Origin of the sequence: Kluyvera ascorbata ATCC 33433 (genome assembly GCF_000735365.1) — a bacterium.
GTDB classification, from domain to species: Bacteria; Pseudomonadota; Gammaproteobacteria; order Enterobacterales; family Enterobacteriaceae; genus Kluyvera; species Kluyvera ascorbata.
The window spans coordinates 1-23084 of record NZ_JMPL01000065.1; the positions used below are offsets into that span (position 1 = coordinate 1).

At 53.2% G+C, this 23084-nt stretch carries 21 protein-coding genes; 10 read left to right on the plus strand and 11 right to left on the minus strand.

Annotation, left to right across the window (positions count from 1 at the left end):
* Positions 1 to 348: META domain-containing protein (locus tag GKAS_RS15035; protein WP_035895263.1), on the plus strand; the 348-nt coding region annotated here is incomplete at its 5' end.
* Positions 349 to 351: 3 nt separating this feature from the next.
* On the opposite strand, the gene GKAS_RS15040 is transcribed toward GKAS_RS15035, so the two are convergent.
* On the minus strand, positions 352 to 618 hold the full coding sequence (locus tag GKAS_RS15040) for a putative hemolysin (RefSeq protein ID WP_035895266.1): 267 nt from the start codon (positions 616 to 618) through the stop codon (positions 352 to 354).
* Between the two features lie 309 nt (positions 619 to 927).
* Here GKAS_RS15040 and nifJ point away from each other — a divergent pair, with 309 nt between their 5' ends.
* Positions 928 to 4455, plus strand: a complete 3528-nt coding sequence (gene nifJ, locus GKAS_RS15045; RefSeq protein ID WP_035895268.1) for a pyruvate:ferredoxin (flavodoxin) oxidoreductase — start codon at positions 928 to 930, stop codon at positions 4453 to 4455.
* 760 nt (positions 4456 to 5215) lie between these two features.
* Complete coding sequence (gene ompC / locus GKAS_RS15050; RefSeq protein ID WP_035895269.1) at positions 5216 to 6364, plus strand: porin OmpC; 1149 nt, start codon at positions 5216 to 5218, stop codon at positions 6362 to 6364.
* 58 nt (positions 6365 to 6422) lie between these two features.
* Here ompC and GKAS_RS15055 read toward each other — a convergent pair whose 3' ends face one another.
* The 3 genes from GKAS_RS15055 to GKAS_RS15065 are packed head-to-tail and all read right to left on the minus strand — an operon-like array spanning position 6423 to position 8183.
* On the minus strand, positions 6423 to 6707 hold the full coding sequence (locus GKAS_RS15055) for a heavy-metal-associated domain-containing protein (RefSeq protein WP_035895277.1): 285 nt from the start codon (positions 6705 to 6707) through the stop codon (positions 6423 to 6425).
* Positions 6704 to 7060, minus strand: coding sequence for a hypothetical protein (locus GKAS_RS15060; protein ID WP_115074230.1), 357 nt, complete (start codon positions 7058 to 7060; stop codon positions 6704 to 6706). The genes GKAS_RS15055 and GKAS_RS15060 overlap by 4 nt, the downstream gene beginning before the upstream one ends.
* A complete protein-coding gene (locus GKAS_RS15065) occupies positions 7038 to 8183 on the minus strand; it encodes a transglutaminase-like domain-containing protein (protein WP_035895279.1) in 1146 nt (381 codons plus the stop codon). Before GKAS_RS15065 ends, GKAS_RS15060 begins: the two co-directional genes overlap by 23 nt.
* Positions 8184 to 8410: 227 nt before the next feature.
* Here GKAS_RS15065 and GKAS_RS15070 point away from each other — a divergent pair, with 227 nt between their 5' ends.
* Complete coding sequence (locus GKAS_RS15070; protein ID WP_035895281.1) at positions 8411 to 8950, plus strand: DUF2058 domain-containing protein; 540 nt, start codon at positions 8411 to 8413, stop codon at positions 8948 to 8950.
* Between the two features lie 76 nt (positions 8951 to 9026).
* Here GKAS_RS15070 and GKAS_RS15075 read toward each other — a convergent pair whose 3' ends face one another.
* Positions 9027 to 9725, minus strand: coding sequence for an RluA family pseudouridine synthase (locus GKAS_RS15075; protein ID WP_035895283.1), 699 nt, complete (start codon positions 9723 to 9725; stop codon positions 9027 to 9029).
* Positions 9726 to 10122: 397 nt separating this feature from the next.
* Here GKAS_RS15075 and GKAS_RS15080 point away from each other — a divergent pair, with 397 nt between their 5' ends.
* Together GKAS_RS15080 and ttcA are read left to right on the plus strand one after the other, a co-directional pair.
* Positions 10123 to 10821, plus strand: coding sequence for an outer membrane protein (locus GKAS_RS15080; protein ID WP_081918557.1), 699 nt, complete (start codon positions 10123 to 10125; stop codon positions 10819 to 10821).
* A 434-nt stretch (positions 10822 to 11255) separates the two neighbouring features.
* A complete protein-coding gene (gene ttcA, locus GKAS_RS15085; protein WP_035895287.1) occupies positions 11256 to 12191 on the plus strand; it encodes a tRNA 2-thiocytidine(32) synthetase TtcA in 936 nt (311 codons plus the stop codon).
* Between the two features lie 48 nt (positions 12192 to 12239).
* Here ttcA and dbpA read toward each other — a convergent pair whose 3' ends face one another.
* The 3 genes from dbpA to GKAS_RS15100 form a co-directional block, all read right to left on the minus strand.
* Positions 12240 to 13613, minus strand: coding sequence for an ATP-dependent RNA helicase DbpA (gene dbpA / locus GKAS_RS15090; protein WP_035895288.1), 1374 nt, complete (start codon positions 13611 to 13613; stop codon positions 12240 to 12242).
* 333 nt (positions 13614 to 13946) lie between these two features.
* Entirely contained in the window at positions 13947 to 14930 is a 984-nt protein-coding gene (zntB, locus tag GKAS_RS15095) for a zinc transporter ZntB (RefSeq protein WP_035895307.1), read from the minus strand.
* Between the two features lie 225 nt (positions 14931 to 15155).
* Entirely contained in the window at positions 15156 to 16322 is a 1167-nt protein-coding gene (locus GKAS_RS15100) for a methyl-accepting chemotaxis protein (RefSeq protein WP_035895289.1), read from the minus strand.
* A gap of 365 nt (positions 16323 to 16687) precedes the next feature.
* On the opposite strand from GKAS_RS15100, the gene GKAS_RS15105 reads away from it, so the two are divergent.
* The 3 genes from GKAS_RS15105 (at position 16688) to GKAS_RS15115 (ending at position 20820) form a co-directional block, all read left to right on the plus strand.
* Positions 16688 to 18826, plus strand: coding sequence for a putative bifunctional diguanylate cyclase/phosphodiesterase (locus tag GKAS_RS15105; RefSeq protein WP_081918558.1), 2139 nt, complete (start codon positions 16688 to 16690; stop codon positions 18824 to 18826).
* A 134-nt stretch (positions 18827 to 18960) separates the two neighbouring features.
* Positions 18961 to 19812 carry an aldo/keto reductase gene (locus GKAS_RS15110; protein ID WP_035895292.1) on the plus strand — a complete coding sequence of 284 codons (852 nt, stop codon included), beginning with the start codon at positions 18961 to 18963 and terminating at the stop codon, positions 19810 to 19812.
* Positions 19813 to 19830: 18 nt separating this feature from the next.
* A complete protein-coding gene (locus GKAS_RS15115) occupies positions 19831 to 20820 on the plus strand; it encodes an aldo/keto reductase (RefSeq protein WP_035895294.1) in 990 nt (329 codons plus the stop codon).
* A gap of 37 nt (positions 20821 to 20857) precedes the next feature.
* Here GKAS_RS15115 and GKAS_RS15120 read toward each other — a convergent pair whose 3' ends face one another.
* Both GKAS_RS15120 and GKAS_RS15125 read right to left on the minus strand, forming a co-directional pair.
* Positions 20858 to 21316 (minus strand): DMT family transporter, encoded by a 459-nt coding sequence (locus GKAS_RS15120; RefSeq protein WP_035895295.1) that lies wholly within the window; start codon positions 21314 to 21316, stop codon positions 20858 to 20860.
* Between the two features lie 3 nt (positions 21317 to 21319).
* Positions 21320 to 21754 (minus strand): DMT family transporter, encoded by a 435-nt coding sequence (locus GKAS_RS15125; protein ID WP_035895296.1) that lies wholly within the window; start codon positions 21752 to 21754, stop codon positions 21320 to 21322.
* A gap of 95 nt (positions 21755 to 21849) precedes the next feature.
* On the opposite strand from GKAS_RS15125, the gene GKAS_RS15130 reads away from it, so the two are divergent.
* Positions 21850 to 22785 carry a LysR family transcriptional regulator gene (locus GKAS_RS15130; protein WP_035895298.1) on the plus strand — a complete coding sequence of 312 codons (936 nt, stop codon included), beginning with the start codon at positions 21850 to 21852 and terminating at the stop codon, positions 22783 to 22785.
* Between the two features lie 49 nt (positions 22786 to 22834).
* Here GKAS_RS15130 and GKAS_RS15135 read toward each other — a convergent pair.
* On the minus strand, positions 22835 to 23084 hold a 250-nt coding region (locus GKAS_RS15135; RefSeq protein ID WP_281630967.1), incomplete at its 5' end, for a transketolase-like TK C-terminal-containing protein.

Here is a 23084-nt window from a genome sequence, read left to right on the forward strand (position 1 = left end):
CATCACCGTTTTGTGCTTGAAAGCGTGAATGGCAATACCGTCAATAGCAACGGCGCGCCACTCGAAGTGAGCTTTGGTGAGAAGCAACCGCTATTAAATAGAATTTATCTCTCCGGCGAGATGTGCAACCGCTTTTCCGGCACCGCAAAAATCAGCAACGGCGAGATAAAAGCCTCCGACCTGGCGATGACCCGTAAGCTCTGCAGCGACGCGCAGCTAAACCAGCTCGACGCGACGCTCAGCAACATGCTCCGCCAGGGAGCCCAGGTCGACTTAACTGAACATCAGCTGACGCTGGCAACCGCCGATCAAACGCTGACCTTCAAACTCGCCGACCTGGTGAGTTAACACTCAATAGCTACCGCAGCTTCCTACCGCCAGAGATTGCTCGCTGCAACGCTTACCGTTTGGCAGCGCGCACATCCCGATGCTGGAACCGTCCAGCTGGCGGGCAGCGGAAAGCGTTCCGCCAATCATCGCGCAGTTTGCTTCACCTGAGCTGGACATTGCCGCTCTCATCCCTGGCGTAACGTGTGCCGCGGTGGCCTGCTGTTCAGGTTCACTGCTGCACGCGGACAACAAAAGCGCCGCACACCCCACAAAAAAAGCAGCTCGCATCACTTCCCTCCGAATCGCAAAAATAGGAACAAACCTATGCATCATAGGCACCGAGCGCGCGCACGTCGAGAGAGGAAGCGCGCATTTATGCACCTCAGAAACATTTTCTGTCAATTTTATGGCGAAAAACATTCACATCATTGATGTAGACGCGCCCCAAGGACACAAAAGCAAAAATGATTCAGCGCGGGTTTTGCTAAACTTCACCTAACATCATCGACAAGAGCGATGTGTCTACTAAGGATAAATTCCCGGTCTGCGGTTGTGCCCGTGGACCACTTTTCTGCGCAATGTAAGGTGTCATAACCCATGATCACAACTGACGGTAATGGTGCGGTCGCCTCGGTGGCGTTCCGAACCAGTGAAGTCATCGCCATTTACCCGATCACGCCGAGTTCAACGATGGCCGAGCAGGCCGATGCCTGGGCGGGAAATGGGCTTAAAAACGTGTGGGGCGATGTTCCGCGCGTGGTCGAAATGCAGTCCGAAGCCGGTGCGATTGCCGCCGTGCACGGCGCGTTGCAGACCGGTGCGCTGTCGACCTCTTTCACCTCATCGCAGGGCCTGCTGCTGATGATCCCGACGCTTTATAAACTGGCCGGTCAGTTGACCCCGTTTGTATTGCACGTCGCGGCCCGTACCGTGGCAACCCACGCGCTCTCTATTTTTGGCGATCACTCCGACGTCATGGCTATCCGCCAGACCGGCTGTGCGATGCTGTGCGCCGGTAGCGTTCAGGAAGCGCAGGACTTTGCGCTGATTTCGCATATCGCCACGCTGAAAAGCCGCGTGCCCTTTATTCATTTCTTCGACGGTTTCCGCACCTCGCACGAAATCAACAAAATCGTGCCGCTGGCGGATGACACCATTCGCGGGCTGCTGCCGCAGGATGAAATCGCCGCACATCGCGCCCGCGCGCTGAACCCAGAGCATCCGGTCATTCGCGGTACCTCCGCAAACCCGGATACCTACTTCCAGTCTCGCGAGGCCACGAACCCGTGGTACAACGCGGTATACGACCACGTTGAGCAGGCAATGGCTGACTTCGCTGATGCCACTGGCCGTCACTACAAACCGTTCGAGTATTACGGCCACCCGCAGGCCGAACGCGTTATCGTCATCATGGGCTCCGCGATCGGCACCTGTGAAGAAGTGGTGGATGAACTGCTGACCCGCGGCGAGAAAGTCGGCGTGTTGAAAGTGCGTCTTTATCGTCCGTTCTCCGCACAACATTTATTGCAGGCGCTGCCGGAAAGCGCGCGTAGCGTCGCCGTGCTTGACCGCACCAAAGAGCCGGGCGCTCTCGCCGAACCGCTGTATCTTGACGTTATGACCGCGCTGGCGGAAGCCTTTAATCAGGGCGAACGTGAAACCCTGCCGCGCGTGATTGGCGGCCGTTATGGTCTGTCATCAAAAGAGTTTGGCCCGGACTGCGTGCTGGCTATCTTTAATGAACTCTCAGAAGCGAAGCCAAAACCGCGCTTCACCGTCGGCATTTACGATGACGTCACTAACCTCTCCCTGCCGCTACCGGAAAATACGTTGCCCTCGCGCGCGCGCCTGGAAGCGCTGTTCTACGGGCTTGGCAGCGATGGTAGCGTCTCGGCGACCAAGAACAACATTAAGATAATCGGTAACTCCACGCCGTGGTTCGCACAGGGTTACTTTGTCTACGACTCCAAAAAGGCCGGCGGCCTGACGGTCTCTCACCTGCGCGTCAGCGATACGCCAATTCGCTCCGCTTATCTGGTAGCGCAGGCTGATTTCGTCGGCTGCCACCAGCTACAGTTTATTGATAAATACCAGATGGCAGAGCGCCTGAAGCCCGGCGGTATTTTCCTGCTCAATACACCTTACAGCGCTGATGAAGTCTGGGCGCGGCTGCCGCAGGAAGTGCAGGCCGTACTGAATCAGAAAAAAGCGCGCTTCTACGTGATTAACGCGGCGAAAATCGCCCGTGAATGCGGGCTCGCCGCGCGTATTAACACCGTAATGCAGATGGCTTTCTTCCATCTGACGCAGATCCTGCCGGGCGATAGCGCGCTGATGGAGCTGCAAAACGCCATCGCCAAAAGCTACAGCAGCAAAGGTCAGGACCTGGTTGAACGTAACTGGCAGGCGCTGGCACTGGCGCGCGAGTCGCTGTTTGAGGTCCCGCTGCAGCAGGTCAACGCCACCAGCCCGAACCGTCCGCCGGTGGTGTCCGATGCCGCGCCAGATTTCGTCAAAACCGTGACCGCCGCGATGCTCGCTGGGCTTGGCGATGCGCTGCCGGTCTCCGCGTTGCCGCCGGACGGCACCTGGCCGGTGGGCACCACCCGCTGGGAGAAACGCAACATTGCCGAAGAGATCCCCATCTGGAAAGAAGATCTCTGTACCCAGTGTAACCACTGCGTCGCCGCCTGCCCGCACTCGGCGATTCGTGCCAAAGTGGTGTCTCCAGAAGAGATGGAAAACGCCCCGGCCTCCCTGCACTCTCTGGACGTGAAATCCCGCGATATGCGTGGCCAAAAATACGTGCTGCAGGTCGCGCCTGAAGATTGCACCGGCTGTAATCTGTGCGTTGAAGTGTGCCCGGCAAAAGATCGTCAGGATCCAAGCATCAAGGCTATCAATATGATGTCCCGCCTGGAGCACGTTGAAGAAGAGAAAGTGAACTACGACTTCTTCCTCGAGCTGCCGGAAATCGACCGCAGCAAGCTGGAGCGTATCGATATTCGTACCTCGCAGCTGATTACCCCGCTGTTTGAATACTCCGGCGCCTGCTCCGGCTGCGGCGAAACGCCGTATATCAAACTGCTGACCCAGCTGTACGGCGACCGCATGCTGATTGCCAACGCCACCGGTTGTTCTTCTATTTATGGCGGCAACCTGCCTTCTACGCCGTACACCACCGATGCCAACGGTCGCGGCCCGGCATGGGCCAACTCGCTGTTTGAAGATAACGCCGAATTTGGTCTGGGCTTCCGCTTAACGGTCGATCAGCATCGTCAGCGCGTAATGCGTCTGCTGGACGGTTTTGCCGAGCATATTCCAGCTGAGCTGAACGAAGCGCTGCACGCCGACGCCACACCAGAGGTACGTCGTGAGCAGGTCGCTGCGCTGCGAAACGCACTGAAAGGTGTTGAAGGTGCCGAAGAGCTGCTGACCGACGCCGATGCGCTGGTAGAGAAATCTATCTGGCTGATTGGCGGCGACGGCTGGGCCTACGATATTGGCTTCGGTGGTCTGGATCATGTGATGAGCCTGACCGAGAACGTCAATATTCTGGTGCTCGATACCCAGTGTTACTCCAACACCGGCGGCCAGGCTTCAAAAGCGACGCCGCTCGGTGCGGTCACCAAATTTGGCGAGCACGGCAAGCGCAAAGCGCGTAAAGATCTCGGCGTCAGCATGATGATGTACGGTCATGTTTATGTGGCGCAGATTTCGCTCGGTGCGCAGCTTAACCAGACGGTGAAAGCGATTCAGGAAGCGGAGTCCTATCCGGGGCCGTCCATCATCATCGCCTACAGCCCTTGTGAAGAGCACGGCTACGATCTGGCCTTAAGCCACGATCAGATGCGCCAGCTTACGGCAACCGGCTTCTGGCCGCTCTTCCGCTTCGACCCACGTCGCGGTGATGAAGGCAAAATCCCGCTGGCGCTGGACTCTCGTCCACCGTCTGACGCACTCGCCGAAACGTTGATGAACGAACAGCGCTTCCGCCGTTTGAACAGTCAGCAGCCAGAAGTGGCCGAGCAGCTATGGAAAGACGCGGCGGAAGATTTGCAGAAGCGCTATGACTTCCTCGCGTTAATGGCAGGGAAAGCCGAGAAGCCCATTCCGCAGGAATAACTTCTGATATCGACAACCGCCTTCATATTGAAGGCGGTTTTTTATCCGGTACGAAGTTAATTTCATCTATACGATTATTCCAATGCGCCATCATATTGATTCATGTAAATCTGAGCCGGATAAATTAATATCAGAAACATTTAGTTTTATGCTGTCGATCACATAATCCAATCCGTCACGGATAAATTTTCTCCTACTAGGTTTAGAAACGCACTCAACCATCGTTTTATTATCTACATTCAGTATCGTCGCAACGGCATTGATTTTCCGGCCTGCACCCTTCTATTTTTCATTCTTGTCTAATATTGCCTCAGTAATGACACTATTGAAACAGCGTAATAATTGCGCAGAAGAGAAATCCATTACATCGGCTACACGACCTGTTGATACAAGCCGCCACGGCTGACAACCCATTCAAAAACAAAGAAATAAAAAAAGCCCGAATGAGGGTTCGGGCTTGTCATTTCATATGACGAAGAAGTTAAATGACACACGGCAACATAAATACGTTGTGTGACAAAAAGGCATATAACGCAGGTAGATTACGTCAGCGAATATTATTTGTATAATTTTTATTTTATATATTTAATGACAATTCATTCATGGTATTTATCATCATTTCATTTGAATCATATACTTTAGATTTTACTTATGCTGTAACAAATGTTATTTACCATCTCAGAAAGGTCTCCTTTAGCATTGCCTTACTTCCTCTATTTGAGTGGAAGTGCGCGAATAAAAAACTAAAGGAATAATTTCAATGAACAGAAAAGTACTGGCCCTCGTTATCCCTGCGCTGTTAGCAGCAGGCGCAGCTCATGCCGCAGAAGTTTATAATAAAGACGGCAATAAATTAGACATCTATGGCAAGGTAGATGGTCTGCACTATTTCTCCAGCAACTCTGCTAACGATGGCGATCAGTCATATTTCCAGGGCGGCTTCAAAGGCGAAACTCAGATTACTGACCAACTGGTAGGCTACGGCCAGTGGGAATACAAAGTGATGGCGAACCAGACTGAAAGCGATGCCGGTAACGGCTTCACCCGTCTGGGCTTTGCTGGTCTGAAATTCGGCGACTACGGTTCATTCGACTATGGTCGTAACTACGGCGTTCTGTACGACGTAGAAGGCTGGACCGATATGCTGCCGGAGTTTGGCGGTGACACTTACACTAACGCCGACAACTTCATGACCGGTCGTACTAACGGTGTGGCAACATACCGTAACAACGACTTCTTCGGGCTGGTTGATGGCCTGAACTTTGCATTGCAGTACCAAGGTAAAAACGAAAACCAGAGCGGCGAAGGTGACGATATGATCGGTACCAACAACCGTACGAATGGAAAAATCCGTAAGGACAACGGTGACGGCTTTGGTATGTCTACCTCTTACGATTTTGGTATGGGTGTTAGCGCTGCGGCTGCCTATTCCACTTCCAACCGCACTGACGCGCAGAAAAATGGCCTGCGTGATGGAAACAAACAATTCGCGAAGGGCGATACAGCTGATGCATGGACTGCTGGCCTGAAATACGATGCGAACAATATTTACCTCGCGACCATGTATTCTGAAACTCGCAACATGACTCCGTACGGCGACGACGGTATTGCCGATAAGACTCAGAACTTCGAAGTTACTGCTCAGTACCAGTTCGACTTCGGCCTGCGTCCAGCCATCTCCTACCTGCAATCCAAAGGTAAAGACCTGATCAATACCGACGGCACCAACGCTGGCGATCAGGATCTGGTTAAATACATGGATCTGGGTGCAACCTATTACTTCAACAAAAACATGTCTACCTACGTTGATTACAAAATCAACCTGCTGGACGGTAACAAGTCCTTCTATCAAGAAAACGGTATTGCTACCGACAACATCGTTGCACTGGGCCTGGTTTACCAGTTCTAATGCAACAAAAAACCCGCTGGCAACAGCGGGTTTTCTCTTTTACCACATCAACACAGCCTCACTGCACCGCGCTTTCCCCGTGAATCTCACCTTTAAACCCGGTTTTGGCAATCGCCGCCAGCAGCTGCTGGTTATCGAAATTCTCCGGCACCACCACTTCAGCCTGACGCGTTTTCAGCGACGCTTTCGCCTTGATAACGCCGTCGGTCGTCCGCAACGCCTGGTTAATCGAAATCACGCACAGCGGGCAGTTCATCTCACCAATATCAATGGTCACCAGCTTATCGGCGGCCCAGCCTAGCGGCGTGAATAGCATCAACGCCAGGCAAACTGCTTTTTTCATTCCATCCACTCCCAAATCCAGGGCAGAACATAAGGATAGGTGATAAGCGCCAGCACCAGCGGTACCGACAGCCAGTAGAGCCACACCAGCACCCGACGGCTCACCACGTTGACGCACACCGGCTTCGATGACAGATGCAGGCGCCAGAAACCCCGCGCCATCAACCCTACCGCCACCACAATCATCGGGAACTGCAGCCAGGAGGCACCGGGGATCCCCACCAGCCCTGCCGCTGAGATACCAAACAGCAGATACAGTAACGGCCCAATGCAACAAAGCGTTGATGCGCCAGCGGCGACAATCGCCGCCAGCAGCGTCAGTACTCCGCCCTTAATGCTGTTCGACGCTGACATAGTCGTAGCTAAAGACAGCAGGATCGTAGAAGTTCAGCGGGTCGCCATCAACTTCCGCATACGGGTAGCCCAGGTTATTGACGTCACCCTGCTCTGCCGCTGGCGACAGCGCGAAATCACGCGCGTGGTTGAAGCCCACCCAGTTCATCTCCCAGTTGCCGAACAGATAGTCGTTCACTGCCGTTACCGCCGGGTCGCCGTTCTCTTTTTTCTCGGTCAGACGCATTTTGGTCACATCCGCTGGGTCAGCAGGCATCCAGCCAAAACCCGCCAGCCAGAACATCGCGCGGCAGTGCTGGCCACCGCTGACTTTAGCCACGCCCTGCGCATCGGCGCTGCCGAAGGCTTTTTTCGAGTAACCATCGAGTTTACGACTCGCGCCCAGGCGAATACCGAACATTTCACGCGCCGGGATCCCGACCGCGCGGCATAGCGCGACAAACACCGAGTTAATATCGGTGCATTTACCGCCCAGCTTACCGGTTTTCAGGATTTCACCTACATCACCGGTACCGCAGCCAATCACCGCATCATCACGATGCATATGCGTACTCACCCAATCGTGAATCAGACGCGCCTGCTTAAGCGGGGCTTTTTCATTGCCGATAATTTTCAGCGCGGTCTCTTTCACCAGACCATCCACCGGAATATGCGGGGTTGCCTGCAGGAATGGCTTGATTTCGTCTGGGATGACGACGCCTTCCACCGGCAGTTGCCAGTCGGCAAGACGGTTTTCTTTCAGCACTTCCCAATCATGGGTTTCAATTTCCATTTCCACTTTGATATCCAGCGGGCCACCAGAGGCAGGCCAGGTAACAAAGAGCACTTTCGCACCGTAACGGTTATTGGCATTGAGGGTAGCGCTTTGGTAATTCCCGCTAAAAGAGAGGTCAAGCAACTGCTGGAAAGCCGTGTCTTCCGGGATAGGGATCCACAAATTAACCTTGCCAGAAGAGCCCTCAGGGGCCTTAAGGCTGTAGGTCTGGGTCATAACAAAACGGCGGGATTTGCCTGAAGATGAAACGGCAGGCTTAGCAACAGCTTCGGTTTTTGCAAAAACCGGGCTCACCAGCCCAAGGGTGGAGAGTGCCGCGGCACCTTTCAGAAAGTTACGCCTTTCCATTGTGTTTCCTTCATCACCAGAAAAAGCTGGCGCTTAACCCCGCACCTGCGGAGGTTGGCCGCTATTATGCGGCTACGCATTCATCACCACAATAATTTACGGGGCATTAAAGGCCCAAAATGCCAAGCGGACGCCGGACAACGCGCCACTCGAGACCTATAATCTGGCATCGTGACAAAAATTACGGGTATAATCCCCGCTATTATTCATCAAATTCAGAAGCGAAAATGACAAAACTTACCTTACAAGAGCAGATGTTAAAAGCGGGATTAGTCTCCAGTAAAAAAGTGGCCAAGGTCCAGCGTACGGCGAAAAAATCGCGCGTTCAGGCTCGTGAGGCAAGAGAAGCAGTCGAAGAAAATAAGAAGGCGCAGCTTGAGCGCGATAAGCTACTCAGCGAGCAGCAAAAGCAGGCCGTGTTATCGAAAGAGTATAAAGCCCAGGTGAAGCAGCTTATCGAGATGAACCGCGTCATGCCGGGTCGAGGCGATATTAGCTTTAACTTTGCCGACGGCAGCATCATTAAAAAAATCACGGTCGATAAGCTGACGCAGACTCAGTTGATTAACGGGCGCCTCGCCATCGCGCGTCTGGCAACCCAGAGCAACGGTGATAGCGAATATGCGATTATCCCAGCGATCGTGGCAGAAAAAATCGCTCAGCGCGATGCCAGCAGCATTGTTCTGCACAGCGCCCTAAGCCAGGAAGTCCAGGACGAAGACGATCCGTACGCAGATTTCAAAATCCCTGACGATCTAATGTGGTAAGCATTATTTTATATCGGCCTGATAAGCGAAGCGCCATCAGGCTATGCCCAAAAGCCCTCACGGGCTTTTTTATTGCTCAAAAAGGGCTAGCGTGACGCGCATTGACCGCTTCACCACTAACGGGGTGAACAAAATTCAGCGCGCTGGCATGCAGCATCAGCCTTGGCGCATGCTCGGCGCCCGCCATCAATAGACCACCGTACAGATCACAACCCAGAATCGGATGCCCCAATTGCTGACAGTGAATCCGCAACTGATGCGTACGGCCGGTTTCCGGGGTTAATGTGACCCGCGTCAACGGCAACGGCGTTCCCCCTTCTCCCTGCTGGAAAAAACGTGCATCAACCCGATAATGAGACCGCGCCGGTTTTCCCTGGTTCGGGCAAATCGTCATACGCGGGAACCGCGCCGGATCCTTAGCAATCGCCGCGTCAATAATCCCTTCATCATGTTCCAGATGACCACACAGTAAAGCGCTGTATTCCTTCGTCACGCTGCGCTGGCTAAACTGCTGGCACAGAGCTGCATTAATGGCTTTATTGCGCGCCACTACCATAAGCCCGGAGGTGCCAAAATCAAGACGGTGAACCAGCGTACAGCCGGGGAAATCCTGTACCAGCCGGTGGTGTACTGAATCGAGGTTCTGCGGATTTTTCCCCGATAGACTCAGTAACCCGGCAGGCTTATTGATAAGCAGCAGATATTCATCTTCATAGAGGATCTCTATCTCAGCGGAACACGGTGGAGCGATAAAAGTATCAACAATTGTAGACATCAGGCGGCCAGCATAGCGAAGGTGCCGGGATAATAGCGAAATTCCCGTCTGCTGGCGAATCAGTTGTTTCGGTGATCGCCTGCTAACGGAACAGGTTAGCCGGGCGGACGGTGCTGATTATATTATCGCGAAACTGCTTTAATATTCTGGAGAACAATACCTATGCCATTTGGCCTAATACGCCATACCAAATAGCCATTATTATATACACCAATAACAACAATCATTAATCCAACCAATAAAATTATAGAGGCATATATTTACTATGCCATTGTCCTTTTTTGTTACATTCACTATTAATTAAAAGAAGATTCAAGCGAAGTTATAAATTGCATTAAAATCCATTACGGGAATAATACACAGGCTTGATCAATTTACTTCATTCATAGGTATTTAAATGAAACGTGCACTACTTGTCTCTGCATTAATGGTTTCTTGTTCTACTTTTGCAGCGTCAAATCGACTTGATCAATGGACTGGTTTTTATGCAGGGGGCAATCTCGGTTATGGCTCAGGCCACAGTCGCGATGAAGGGAATTCAAGCTCCTGGGGCGATTCTATCGACGGTGTCGTCGGTGGTATTCAGGTTGGTCATAACTGGCAGTTCGATAATAATATCGTACTGGGCGTGGCCGCGAACCTGAACCTGTCTGATATGGGTGATGATTTCAAAAACAGTGCCCACGATCAGTACGACCCGTATGATGGCTCCGTTGATATCAAACAGAACGGTTCTGTCGATGTCCTGATGGGCTATGCTTTTGACCGCATTCTTCCATACGTAAAAGTGGGCGTGACTGTCGCAAAACAAGATTTCACGATGGGTTGCCACAAAGGTAACGTCACTAAGACAAACGGCTGTGGAAACGAATTCAACACCGATGCGTCAAACATTTCTGCTGGTATGAACGTTGGCGCCGGTATTCAATATCGCGTTACCCAGAATCTATCTGCAGGTATTGAATATACTTATGTTGATTTAGGAACTTCTTCCGTTTACCTGCAAGATCCTAATGCTAAATATGATGATTATGGTTCTCGTAACTTTAATACGTCTTACAGTACCACCACGCTTAACGTAAACTATCTCTTCTGATGGCCAGTATCACGGAAACTATATTTCCCTGGGACGTAGGCGGCTGATAACAACATAATATTTGCATTCTTAATTATTTTGAATGGCGATGCGTCACGTCTGATAAACCTCATCAGCATAATAAGGCTGTCGAAAATATTATCTGTCAGGCCCATTATTTTAATGGGCCTTCTATTTTACACCATACTCTCTGATGAAAGCCTACCCCAGCCCCCTTCCACGCCAGCCTCGCGCAGGTCGGCTCCAGAATTAGATGGCTCAACGCTGTAAAACGTGCTGACATTCACCGTCGTAATCCGTACCATACACGCCACACATTCGCTGATTCGCTTTTGACCGGTCAGCGCGAGACAGGTCTTTTATCGCAAATCAAATGGACGGGAAGACGCTGTGTTCGGCCTGAATATCCATTTAGATTTTTGAGTAACCATTAAATGCAACAAAATCAAGAAATTAGCCAAAAAGAAAAATACAATCTGAACAAGTTACAGAAGCGCCTGCGCCGTAACGTGGGTGAAGCCATCGCTGACTTCAACATGATTGAAGACGGCGACCGCATTATGGTTTGCCTGTCCGGTGGTAAAGACAGCTACACCATGCTGGAAATTTTGCGCAACCTGCAGCAGAGCGCCCCTATCAGCTTCAGCCTGGTGGCGGTAAACCTCGACCAGAAACAGCCGGGCTTCCCGGAGCACATTCTGCCGGAGTATCTGGAGAAACTGGGCGTAGAGTATAAGATTGTCGAAGAGAACACTTACGGCATCGTGAAAGAGAAAATCCCGGAAGGGAAAACCACCTGCTCGCTCTGCTCCCGTTTGCGTCGCGGTATTCTGTACCGTACCGCCACTGAACTTGGAGCGACCAAAATCGCGCTGGGCCACCACCGTGACGACATCCTGCAAACGCTGTTCCTGAACATGTTCTACGGCGGTAAAATGAAAGGTATGCCGCCGAAGCTGATGAGCGACGACGGCAAACATATCGTTATTCGTCCGCTTGCTTATTGCCGCGAAAAAGATATCGAGCGTTTCTCTGAGGCTAAAGGGTTCCCTATCATTCCATGCAACCTGTGCGGTTCGCAGCCAAACCTGCAGCGTCAGGTGATCGCGGACATGCTGCGCGACTGGGACAAACGTTATCCAGGCCGTATCGAGACCATGTTCAGCGCGATGCAGAACGTGGTGCCATCGCACCTGAGCGATATCAACCTGTTTGATTTCAAAAGTCTGACCCACGGCGGTGAAGTCATTAACGGCGGTGACCTGGCGTTTGACCGTGAAGAGATGCCGTTACAGCCGGTAGGCTGGCAGCCAGAAGAAGAAGACGGTCAGTTGGATGAGCTGCGTCTGAACGTTGTCGAAGTGAAGTAATACGATTGTCGCGTCTCAGGTCTGGGCCTGAGACGCATTATTCCGCGTTTATTTAAGCAGACGCACTCGGCACGCCTTGCCTTTGATTTTCCCTTTCTGCAGCAGTTTCCACGCCTGATGCGCCACGCCTTCGCGAACCGCCACGTAAACATGTGCCGGATGAACGTCGATTTTACCGATATCCGCCCCAACCAGCCCAACGTCACCGGTTAACGCGCCCAGCACGTCACCTGCTCGCATTTTGGCTTTCTTGCCGCCGTCGATGCACAGCGTCATCATTTCTGGCTCCAGCGGCACAACACGCGCTTTACTCGGCTCAGCCATCCAGTTGAGTTTAATCTGCAGCATTTCAGCAAGAATATTGGCACGCTGGGCCTCTTCCGGTGCACAGAAGCTGATTGCCAGCCCGCTGTTACCGGCACGTGCGGTACGTCCAATGCGGTGCACGTGAACTTCCGGGTCCCATGCCAGTTCGTAGTTCACCACCATCGCCAGCGATTTTATGTCCAGACCGCGTGCAGCCACATCGGTTGCCACCAGAATACGCGCGCTGCCGTTAGCAAAACGCACCAGCGTCTGGTCGCGGTCACGCTGTTCGAGGTCACCGTGCAGCACGATGGTGCTCTGGCCCGCAGCATTCAGCTCTTCATAGACCGCCTGGCAATCTTTTTTGGTGTTACAGAACACCACGCAGGACGCCGGCTGATGCTGACTCAACAGCTGCTGCAACAGGGCGATTTTGCCGTGACGCGGCACGTCGAAGAACTGCTGCTCAACGGCTGGCAGCGCGTCAACGGAATCAATTTCGATGGTTTCCGGCGAGCGCTGTACGCGACCGCTGATCGCCGCGATGGCGTCCGGCCAGGTCGCGGAGAACAGCAGCGTCTGGCGAGACGCTGGCGCAAAGCGAATAACTTCATCGATGGCGTCGCTAAATCCCATATCAAGCATACGGTCCGCTTCGTCCATCACCAGCGTTTGCAGCGCATCCAGAGAAACGGTGCCTTTTTGCAGGTGATCCAGCAGACGCCCCGGCGTCGCCACAATTATATGCGGCGCGTGCTGCAGCGAGTCGCGCTGCGCACCGAAAGGCTGGCCACCGCACAGCGTAAGCACTTTAATGTTTGGCAGGAAACGCGCCAGACGACGAATTTCCCCAGCGACCTGGTCTGCAAGCTCACGAGTTGGGCACAGCACCAGCGATTGTGTCTGATACAGACCCGCATCCACATGTTGCAGCAGGCCTAAACCAAATGCTGCCGTTTTGCCGCTACCGGTTTTTGCCTGTACCCGCACATCCTTTCCAGCAAGGATGGCTGGCAGCGCGGCCGCCTGTACCGGGGTCATAGAGAGATAGCCCAGGTCGTTAAGGTTTTCGAGCTGGGATGCGGGGAGGATATTCAGGGAGGCAAAAGCGGTCACGGTGTAGTTCTCACGAATTAGGGGCTGACGTTCAGCAGGCGCGTATCCTCGCAGATCTCGCCGCGGGATGCGACAACTAATCAACGAGTGTAGCCAGGGTAGCGGAAAAAAAGACAAAAAAAAGCCGACTATTCTAAGCCGGCGTCGTACGAATCAATTGTGCTATGCAGTAATTCAAAAAAAGGAAGTAAGACAATATGGAGCGCAACGCCCATCGCTTGACGTTGCATTCACCTGCAGGAACGATATTGCCTCGATTGGAGCGCTGGTTTATTGACCTCGCTCAAATTAAGTTGCGTTATCGTCACCTGGCGGAATATAAAAGATGACTTTTTACAACCAGTTACTGCGGTGTAACCACCACGTAACACCCCCAATGAGTACGACCAGCATAATACAAAAGAGGGAGAAGCCCAGATGCGAACCGCCGCCGGGAATACCGCCCAGGTTGACACCAAATAGGCCGGTCAGGAAGGTGCTGGGTAAGAACACCATGGCCATCAGGGACATCGTGTAGGTGCGACGCGAAAGCGACTCTTGCATCATCTGCGCGATTTCGTCGGTCATCACGGCGGTGCGAGCGATACAACCGTCAATCTCATCCAGCCCGCGGCCAAGTCTGTCAGCAATGTCCTGCATCCGTCGGCGCTGATCGTCAGTCATCCACGAGAGCCGTTCACTGGACAAGCGCGCGTACACATCACGCTGCGGTGCCATATAGCGTCGCATCACGATAAGCTGCTTGCGCAGCAGCGCCAGGAAGCCACGCGGCGGCACCTGCTGCTCAAGCAGGTTGTCTTCAAGGTCGATAATTTTGTCATGCAGCTGTTCGATAAACTCGCTCGCGTGATCGGTCAGCGCATCGCATACGTCCACCAGCCAGGAGCCGCAATCCGTTGGACCGCTGCCCTCCTGCAGGTCACTCACCACATCATCCAGCGCCAGCACTTTTCTCTGCCGCGTAGAGACAATCATGCGTTCATCAATATAGAGACGCATCGCCACCAGTTGGTCAGGGCGTTCGTCGGTACTACCGTTAATACAGCGCAGCGTTATCAGCGTTCCCTCACCTAATCGACTGACGCGTGGCCGCAGGCTTTCGCCAGCAAGCGCATCACGTACCGTTTGGGGCAGCAGTGGCGTTGTTGCCAGCCATTCGGCGCTGTCGGGATGGGTGTAATTCATGTGCAGCCAGCACGGGTTATCTTTGCTGACGGTTTCATCATCGGTCAGGGGTCTGACTCCGCCCTGGCCGTCGAGTAGCCACGCAAATACCGCATCAGGTACGTTCAGTTCTGATCCCTTTATGGCTTCCACTTCGCCTCCGATCACGACTATTCATCCTGATAGTCTAGCTATCTGCTTTTGTTAAGCAATAAGAGCGTGTGCCATCGCGCTGAAATTGTTCACAAAAGGTAGTAGGTAGAGGTGATTGGATTCGTGCTTCCTTGCCGTTGTAGGCCGGATAAGCGAAACGCCATCCGGCCTACAGGGAACGCTTCAGCGGTTGAAGCGTTATCAACAGCGAAAACCCTGCAAACCCTAAAACGACTGCCAAAAATCCTTATCATGGCTCCCCGCCACCGCTGGCTGCAACGCCCCCACCGGCGGCGCATCAGCCGCCCGTGGCTCCCCTCCGATACGGAAGTTCTGCGTCCGCGACTGCAACTCAATAACCTGATGCTTCAGAACATCAGACGACCGCGCCAGCTCCTCAACCACCATCCCATTACTCTGGGTCACGGTTTCCAGCTCCGTCAGCGCCTGAGTGATCTGGTCAATCCCCTTTTCCTGCTCATTGGTTGAGACGGCAATCTGCTCCATCAGGCTGTTGAGCTCACCAGACCCCGCGACGATGTCCTGCATATTCTTCTCGGCTTCGGCCACAATATTCGCCCCTTGCGTCACGTTATCGCTGGTCACGCTAATCAGGGTCTTAATACTTTTTGCCGCCTCGGCGCTGCGATGCGCCAGATTGCGCACCTCACCGGCTACCACCGAGAATCCTTTACCATGATCGCCCGCTCGGGCTGCCTCTACCGCCGCATTCAGCGCCAGAATATTCGTCTGGAACGCAATGCCATCAATCATGGCAATGATTTCAGTCATCTGACGAGCACAGTCGGTGATCGACTGCATATTGTTCGCCACTTCACCCATCAGCGCGCCACCTTTACGGGCGCACTGAGTCGCATCGCCCGCCCGCTCGCTGGCCAGCCGGGTATGCTCGGCGTTGTTTTTGGTACTTGCCGCAATCTCTTCCATGCTGGAAGCCGTCTGCTGAAGCGTTGCCGATTGTTCTTCGGTTTTGACCGCCAGCTCCGCGCTACGGTTAGCCAGCTGTTCAGATAGGGACATGGCTGAGTCAGACGACGCGCGAATCTCCGCCACCAGCGTAGAGATATTATTCGATAAGTTATTGATACCCGGAATTAAGCGCCCTGCGCAGTTATTACCAAATATAGGAATACGCACCGACAAATTCCCATCATTAACTTCATCAATGCTGCGTTTAACCGCGTTAATCGGCGTGACGAGATATTTCGTCATATAAAGCCAGAGCAAGCCCAGTGCTGCCAGCCATACAATATTGATGGCCAAATGCAAGAATATATTCTTCGATAATATTAAACAGATCACATCTGCAATAAGAAAGACCGCCAGAATAAATACCAGGATAAAAGTTCGGACGCTAATGTTTTTAAACATAATCTACTCCCCAACTCCTGCTGTGTCATTTTGTTATATCACCAGAAGTTGCATTTTCCAGACTATTTCCATGTTTTTAAGTAGTTTAATTGTTAGCAACGTTAGTTTTACTTTTTGCAGATTTTTAAACCAACCAAAGTAAAACTGACAAAACCAAAAATCACATCAACAGTTAAGCATCCATAAAATAAGAACAATATAAAAAAGCAAGACTTAATGTTCACTGGCATTTCATTACTCGTTAGCCATGCTTAATAATATCCAATTACGAAAAAAGAGCGTCAGAGAAGTGCTTTTTCATTGTGTAAATTTAGGAATTTACTGATAGATTAATTAAATCACGTTTATGAAAAGGTATGGATTGCATGATGCTGCACGCTTCGTGGGACCCGATACTAGTCGGTATTTCATTTCTGGTGGCCTTCATTGCGTCTTTCGTTGCGCTTGATAGTGCTGCAAAAATTGCCGCTTCTAATAAAAAGGCGGCCATCTTCTGGCGTATTACCGGCGGCGCGACGCTAGGCATTGGTATTTGGTCAATGCACTTTATCGGCATGTTGGCAATGAAAATGCCGATGCCGATGAGCTATCACCTTGAGCTCACGGTTATTTCCTTATTAGCCGCGATTATTGCCTCTTCATTGGCCATTAATATTGCGGTCGCTGGCAATACGTTATCACTAAAACGCCTCTGTATTGCTACCGCCCTGCTCAGCTCCGGGGTCGTAACCATGCACTATGTCGGCATGGCGGCGCTGATGGCCCACGACGAAATCACCTGGAGCATTCCGCTGATTATCGCCTCGGTCATCATTGCTATCGTGGCGTCATGCGTAGCCCTTTGGCTGGCTTTCAGCCTGCGCCTTAACAGTAAAGGAGTACTGCTAACCCGCGTCGGCGCGGCGTTCGCCATGGGTATTGCCATCGCCGCCATGCACTACACCGGCATGAGCGCCGCCACCTTTACCGGCCATAGTCATATGATGATGAACCACGGCGCTATGGTCAGCGAAGAGGGTCTCTCTATCTGGGTATCGGTCACTACGCTGCTGTTGCTGGGACTGATGCTGATGATTTCCATGGTGGATTCGCAGGTTCGCACCACGCGCCTGACGGAAAATTTACAGCGCCTTAATCAACAGCTGGAACAACAGGCGCGCTTCGATGGGCTGACGGGGCTTGCGAACCGCAGCCAGATTGACATGCGGCTGCTGGCCTGCCTGCATCAATCACGCCTGGCCGGCAGCACTTTCGCGCTGGTGCTGATGGATCTCGACCGTTTTAAATTAATTAACGATGCCTGGGGCCACCACGTTGGCGATAACCTGCTGGTGTCCGTTGCGAACCGCATGAGCGCCTGTATTAATCCCAAAATGACGCTCGCGCGCATTGGTGGGGATGAGTTTATCCTGCTTGCACCAGACTGTAATGAAGCGGAAATTGCCGATATTTGCACCCGCATGGTGGAGAGCATTCGTCGTCCGTTTTATCACTCCGGACAAATCCTGCAGATCTCATTAAGCGTGGGAATAAGTCTTTATCCCGGCCACGGTGAAACGCCTCAGGAACTAAAACTCTCCGCAGACACGGCGATGTATCACGTGAAGCACAGCGGTCGTAATGGCTGGGTCTTCTATCATGAATCGATGCTCGACAGCACCTGGCAAGGGGCACATTTTCTGCAGGATCTAACCCAGGCGCTGGATCGCGGTCAGTTTGAGCTGTGGTATCAGCCCAAGTATCACGTCAAAGAACAGCGTATTTACGGTTTTGAAGCCCTCCTGCGCTGGCGGCATCCGAAAAAAGGGATCCTGCTGCCCGAGGTTTTCCTGTCTACGCTACAGAATACGGGGCTCATTGTCTCGGTTGGGAACTGGATTGTGGACCAGGCCTGCCAGCAGTTGCACAAATGGAGTCTCTCAGGGCATGACGATTGGACGGTATCGTTGAATATCTCTCCGGTACAATTTGAGCAGCAGAATTTTTATGAGCGAGTCTGCGACGCGCTGGTACGCCATCACGTTTCCCCTACTCGCCTGACCATCGAGCTTGCGGAAACCACCGCGCTCCACGGCTTTGATCGCAGCGTGCAGATTTTTAACGATTTCTGTCGCATCGGGATCACCATTTCTATCGACAACTTCGGCGTGGGTTATTCCAATATGCTGGCGCTGCAGGATCTCCCCGCTGGTGAGCTGAAAATCGATAAAAGCTTTATGAAGGATATGCGGGAAAACAGCAAACACGTCAGAATTGTCTCCACCATCATTAACATCGCCCACTCGATGAATATGGACGTGGTGGCCGAAGGTATAGAAACTCAGGAACAGCAGCGGATCCTCAGCGGGCTTGGCTGCGATGCCCTTCAGGGCTTCTGGTTCTCTGACCCAGTACCAGCGGATGATATTGAGGTCATGCTAAATAATCTGCCGCTAACCGGCGACCCGAATTCCCCCGCCACCCTGCGCCGGGATATTTCCTCCGGTAAGAAGCGTCAGGCCTGAAGTCTGGTGAGCGGTATTCCACCGCTCACCAGACTGATTCATGAATTTTGATCATTACCGTTAGAGAATACCCCCCTCTAATCAAATAAATCTCCCCGCGCTATCCTTCTTCTACTCAGAAAAAGGATAACGCCATGCAAACAGTAAAACTGAACAACGGTATTGTGATGCCTCTGCAGGGCTTCGGGGTTTATCAGATGACCGATGCCTCAGAATGCGAGCGTGCGGTGCTTGATGCCCTGGATACCGGCTACCGGTTAATTGATACCGCCGCTTCCTACCAGAATGAAACCCAGGTCGGCAATGCTCTTAAGCAGAGCGGCATCGCCCGCGACGAGCTGTTTATCACCACCAAACTGTGGCTGCAGGGTACCAGCTACGATGGGGCCAAAGCCCAGTTTGAACGATCGCTGAACCGCTTACAGTTGGACTACGTCGACCTCTATCTCATCCACCAACCTTTCGGCGACATACACGGCGCATGGCGCGCTATGGAAGAGCTGCACCAGGCGGGGAAAATTCGCGCCATTGGGGTCAGTAACTTCCACCCGGACAGGCTCGCCGACCTGATGGCTTTTAATACCGTCGTGCCCGCCGTTAACCAGGTTGAAGTTAACCCGTTTAACCAGCAGCTTCACGCCACGCCGTGGATGCAAAGTCACGGCATCCAGCCGGAAGCCTGGGCACCGTTTGCCGAGGGCCGTAACGGCCTGTTTGAGCACCCGACGCTTACCGCCATCGGAAAAAAATACGGGAAAAGCGTGGGCCAGGTGGTACTGCGCTGGCTTCTGCAACGCGGCATTGTGTCGCTCGCAAAATCCGTGCGCAAAGCGCGTATGGTCGAAAACTTTGCCATTAACGACTTTACGCTGAGCGATGACGACATGCTGCACATCGCTGCGCTTGATTCCGCCACCAGCGCCTTTTTCTCCCACCGTGATCCGGCCATCGTTGAGTGGCTGGCAGCCCGCAAACTCGACGTTTAACCCCATAAGGAATCTGCAATGCAACAGAGAACGCTCGGCCAGTCTGGCCTGAAAGTATCCGCACTTGGGCTTGGCTGCATGGGGCTTAGCTACGGCTACGGCCCTGCAACAGACACCCGTCAAGCGGTAGAACTGATTCGCGCCGCCGTTGAGCGCGGGGTGACCTTTTTTGACACCGCCGAAGTCTACGGCCCTTACCTCAATGAAGAGGTGGTCGGCGAAGCGCTGAAGCCGTTTCGCGACCGCGTAGTCATTGCCACCAAGTTTGGCTTTACCTTCGGTGATGACAACAAGCAGCAGATTTTAAACAGCCGCCCGGAGCATATCCGTAAAGCGGTAGAAGGTTCGCTTAAGCGCTTAAAAACCGACGTTATCGACTTACTCTATCAGCACCGCGTTGACCCGGATGTCCCGATTGAGGACGTTGCAGGCGTGGTTAAAGACCTGATTGCCGAGGGTAAGGTGAAACATTTTGGTCTTTCCGAAGCCGGGGCGCAGACCATTCGCCGCGCGCATGCGGTACAGCCCGTTACTGCACTGCAAAGCGAATACTCTATGTGGTGGCGTGAACCGGAGCGAGAAATCATCCCGCTGCTCGAAGAGCTGGGGATCGGTTTTGTGCCATTCAGCCCGCTGGGCAAAGGTTTTCTGACCGGGGCCATTACCACCGACACCGCCTTTGGCAGCGATGATTTCCGCAGCAAAGTGCCGCGCTTCCAGGCGGAAGCCCGCGAGGCTAACGCGCAACTGCTGACCGTACTGGCAGACCTGGCCGCCGAGCGCGGGATCACCCCCGCACAAATTGCGCTCGCCTGGCTGCTGGCACAAAAACCGTGGATAGCTCCCATTCCGGGTACCACCAAGCTGCACCGGCTGGAGGAAAACCTGGGGGCGGCAGAAATTGTGCTAACGGCCAGCGATCTGCAAAAAATTACCCTGGCGCTGGATGCGATTAAGATTGTGGGCGATCGTTATCCTGCATCCATTCAGGCGCGCGTCGGACGATAAAAATGACAATGGCCTGTGACTTTGACAGGCCATTTTTTCACGTGTTAACCGTCGCTGCCTTACTGCTTGAATAGATAAAATAGAGCGCAATGCCTAAACAAACCACCGCCCCCAAACGGGTATAGGTGAAGTGGATAGACGCGTTGCCCAGCCAACCAAAGTGGTCAATCAGCATGCTCATAGCCAGTTGACCGAAAATAACCGCCACCGTGGCGATGCCGGTACCAATTCGCTGTACCGCCACGACCATAATCACGATGTACGGGACGCCGAGCATCGCCCCCATCAGCTGCCATTTTGGCACGTCCAGTAACGTTACCGTCTGCACCGGTTCGAAATAGAAAATCAGCAGCGCCGTCACTAACGCACCCACCGAGAAGGTCAGGAATGCACTTTTCAATACCCCCACCTGGCTACCAAGCCGACCGTTGATTGCCGCCTGAACGCTCAGCGTCGCACCACCCAATACCGCCAATAGCATCATGATAACTATCATTATTTACCCTCTTGCCACCAGCAGCAGCGCCGCCAGAATAAAGCCCAACGCGTACAGACGCTGTACGTTGATTTTACGGTGCGGCGTGCCAAACAGGCCGTAATGGTCAATCAGCAGACTTTTGAAAACCTGCCCCGCTAGTACGCCAATCATCGTCATCGCCACGCCAATAATCGGTGCCGCCACCGTGAGGATCACCACGTAGATAGGCCCGAGCACCCCACCCAATAACGTCCAGCCCGGCTGGGAAAAAAATGAGGGCCCCGAGCGCGGGCTGAAAAACAGCATCAGTAAAAACGTCAGTACCGCACCGACGCCGAAGATGCTGAACGTCGCCCATAAATCACCCACTTCCCCGCCGAGCGGACCCAGAATCCCGGCTTCAACCGACAGCCCCATACCACCGGCTATCACCAGCGCAATCAGTAACAGTTGCATCACTACCCCCCATCGTTAAGGCGGATGAAGATAGTCGATTTTGATTGCGCTAAAAATGGTATAAGTGAAGAAACACTTTTTCAGGATTTGCATTAATGTTCGATCTCAGCGCAGTGAGTATCCGCACCCTGCTGTTCTTTATTGCGGTGTACGATGCGCAAAGTTTTTCCGTTGTCGCCCGCAAAGAAGGGGTCTCAGCATCGATGATTTCGCGCACCATGCAGCAGTTTGAAGAAGCTATCGGTCAGCAGCTGTTTTATCGCAATACGCGTTCGGTTATCCCAACAGAAGCCGCTCGGCAGCTCATTGAACATGTCCGTACCATTGCCGATGAGCTTGAGCAAGCGAAAGAAACGCTGCAAAGCCGCGCCGCCTCACCGTCTGGCATGGTGCGTATCAACGCGCCGGTCTTTTTTGGCCAGCGACACATCGCCCCCGCCCTTGTCGGGCTCGCCGAGCGCTACCCGACGTTGCAGGTTGAGCTGACGTTAACCGATGATTTTGTCGACCCGCACCGGGAGGCTACCGACGTCATTTTTCGTATTGGCGCCCTGACCGACTCGGCGTTTCACGCCCGGGTGTTTGGCAACCAGCATTACCATCTGGCCGCCTCGCCTGCCTATCTGCGCCAGCACGGCGCGCCGCAATCACCGGGTGATATCCAGCAGCATGCGTGTCTGGTTTATAAAGGTTCATCGGGCCCTAACCGCTGGCTGCTGAAGCAAGGTGAAGCACCGTGGGTTCACTACCCGCTATTGCCGAAGCTGGTTTCCAATAACGCCGACGCGCTGCTGTCTGCCGCACTCGGGGGTATGGGGCTGGTGCTGTTTCCTGACTGGCTTATCGGTGACTGCCTGAAAAATGGCACGCTGGTTAAGCTGTTAGCGGGTTTTGATGCGGCGATTCATACCGAAACGCAGCAGATTGCGGCACTCTATCCGAACGCTCGCCACCCGCCGCTGAACGTGCGGGCGGTGATTGATTATTATGTGGAAAGATTTGGCACCCCGCCGTATTGGCAGGTGAAGTAGATAGCCCGGCGTTGCTGCACGCGGCCGGGCTACCGTGAGGAAAAACGAATTACAGCAGCGCTCTCGCCTTTTCCAGCACATTATCAACGGTGAAGCCGAACTCTTTGAACAGCAGATCCGCTGGCGCAGACTCACCGAAGGTGGTCATGCCAACGATAGCACCGTTCAGGCCCACGTATTTGAACCAATAGTCTGCGATGCCCGCTTCGATTGCCACGCGTGCAGAGACCGCTTTCGGCAGTACAGATTCGCGGTAAGCCGCATCCTGTTTGTCGAAGGCGTCGGTGGACGGCATGGAA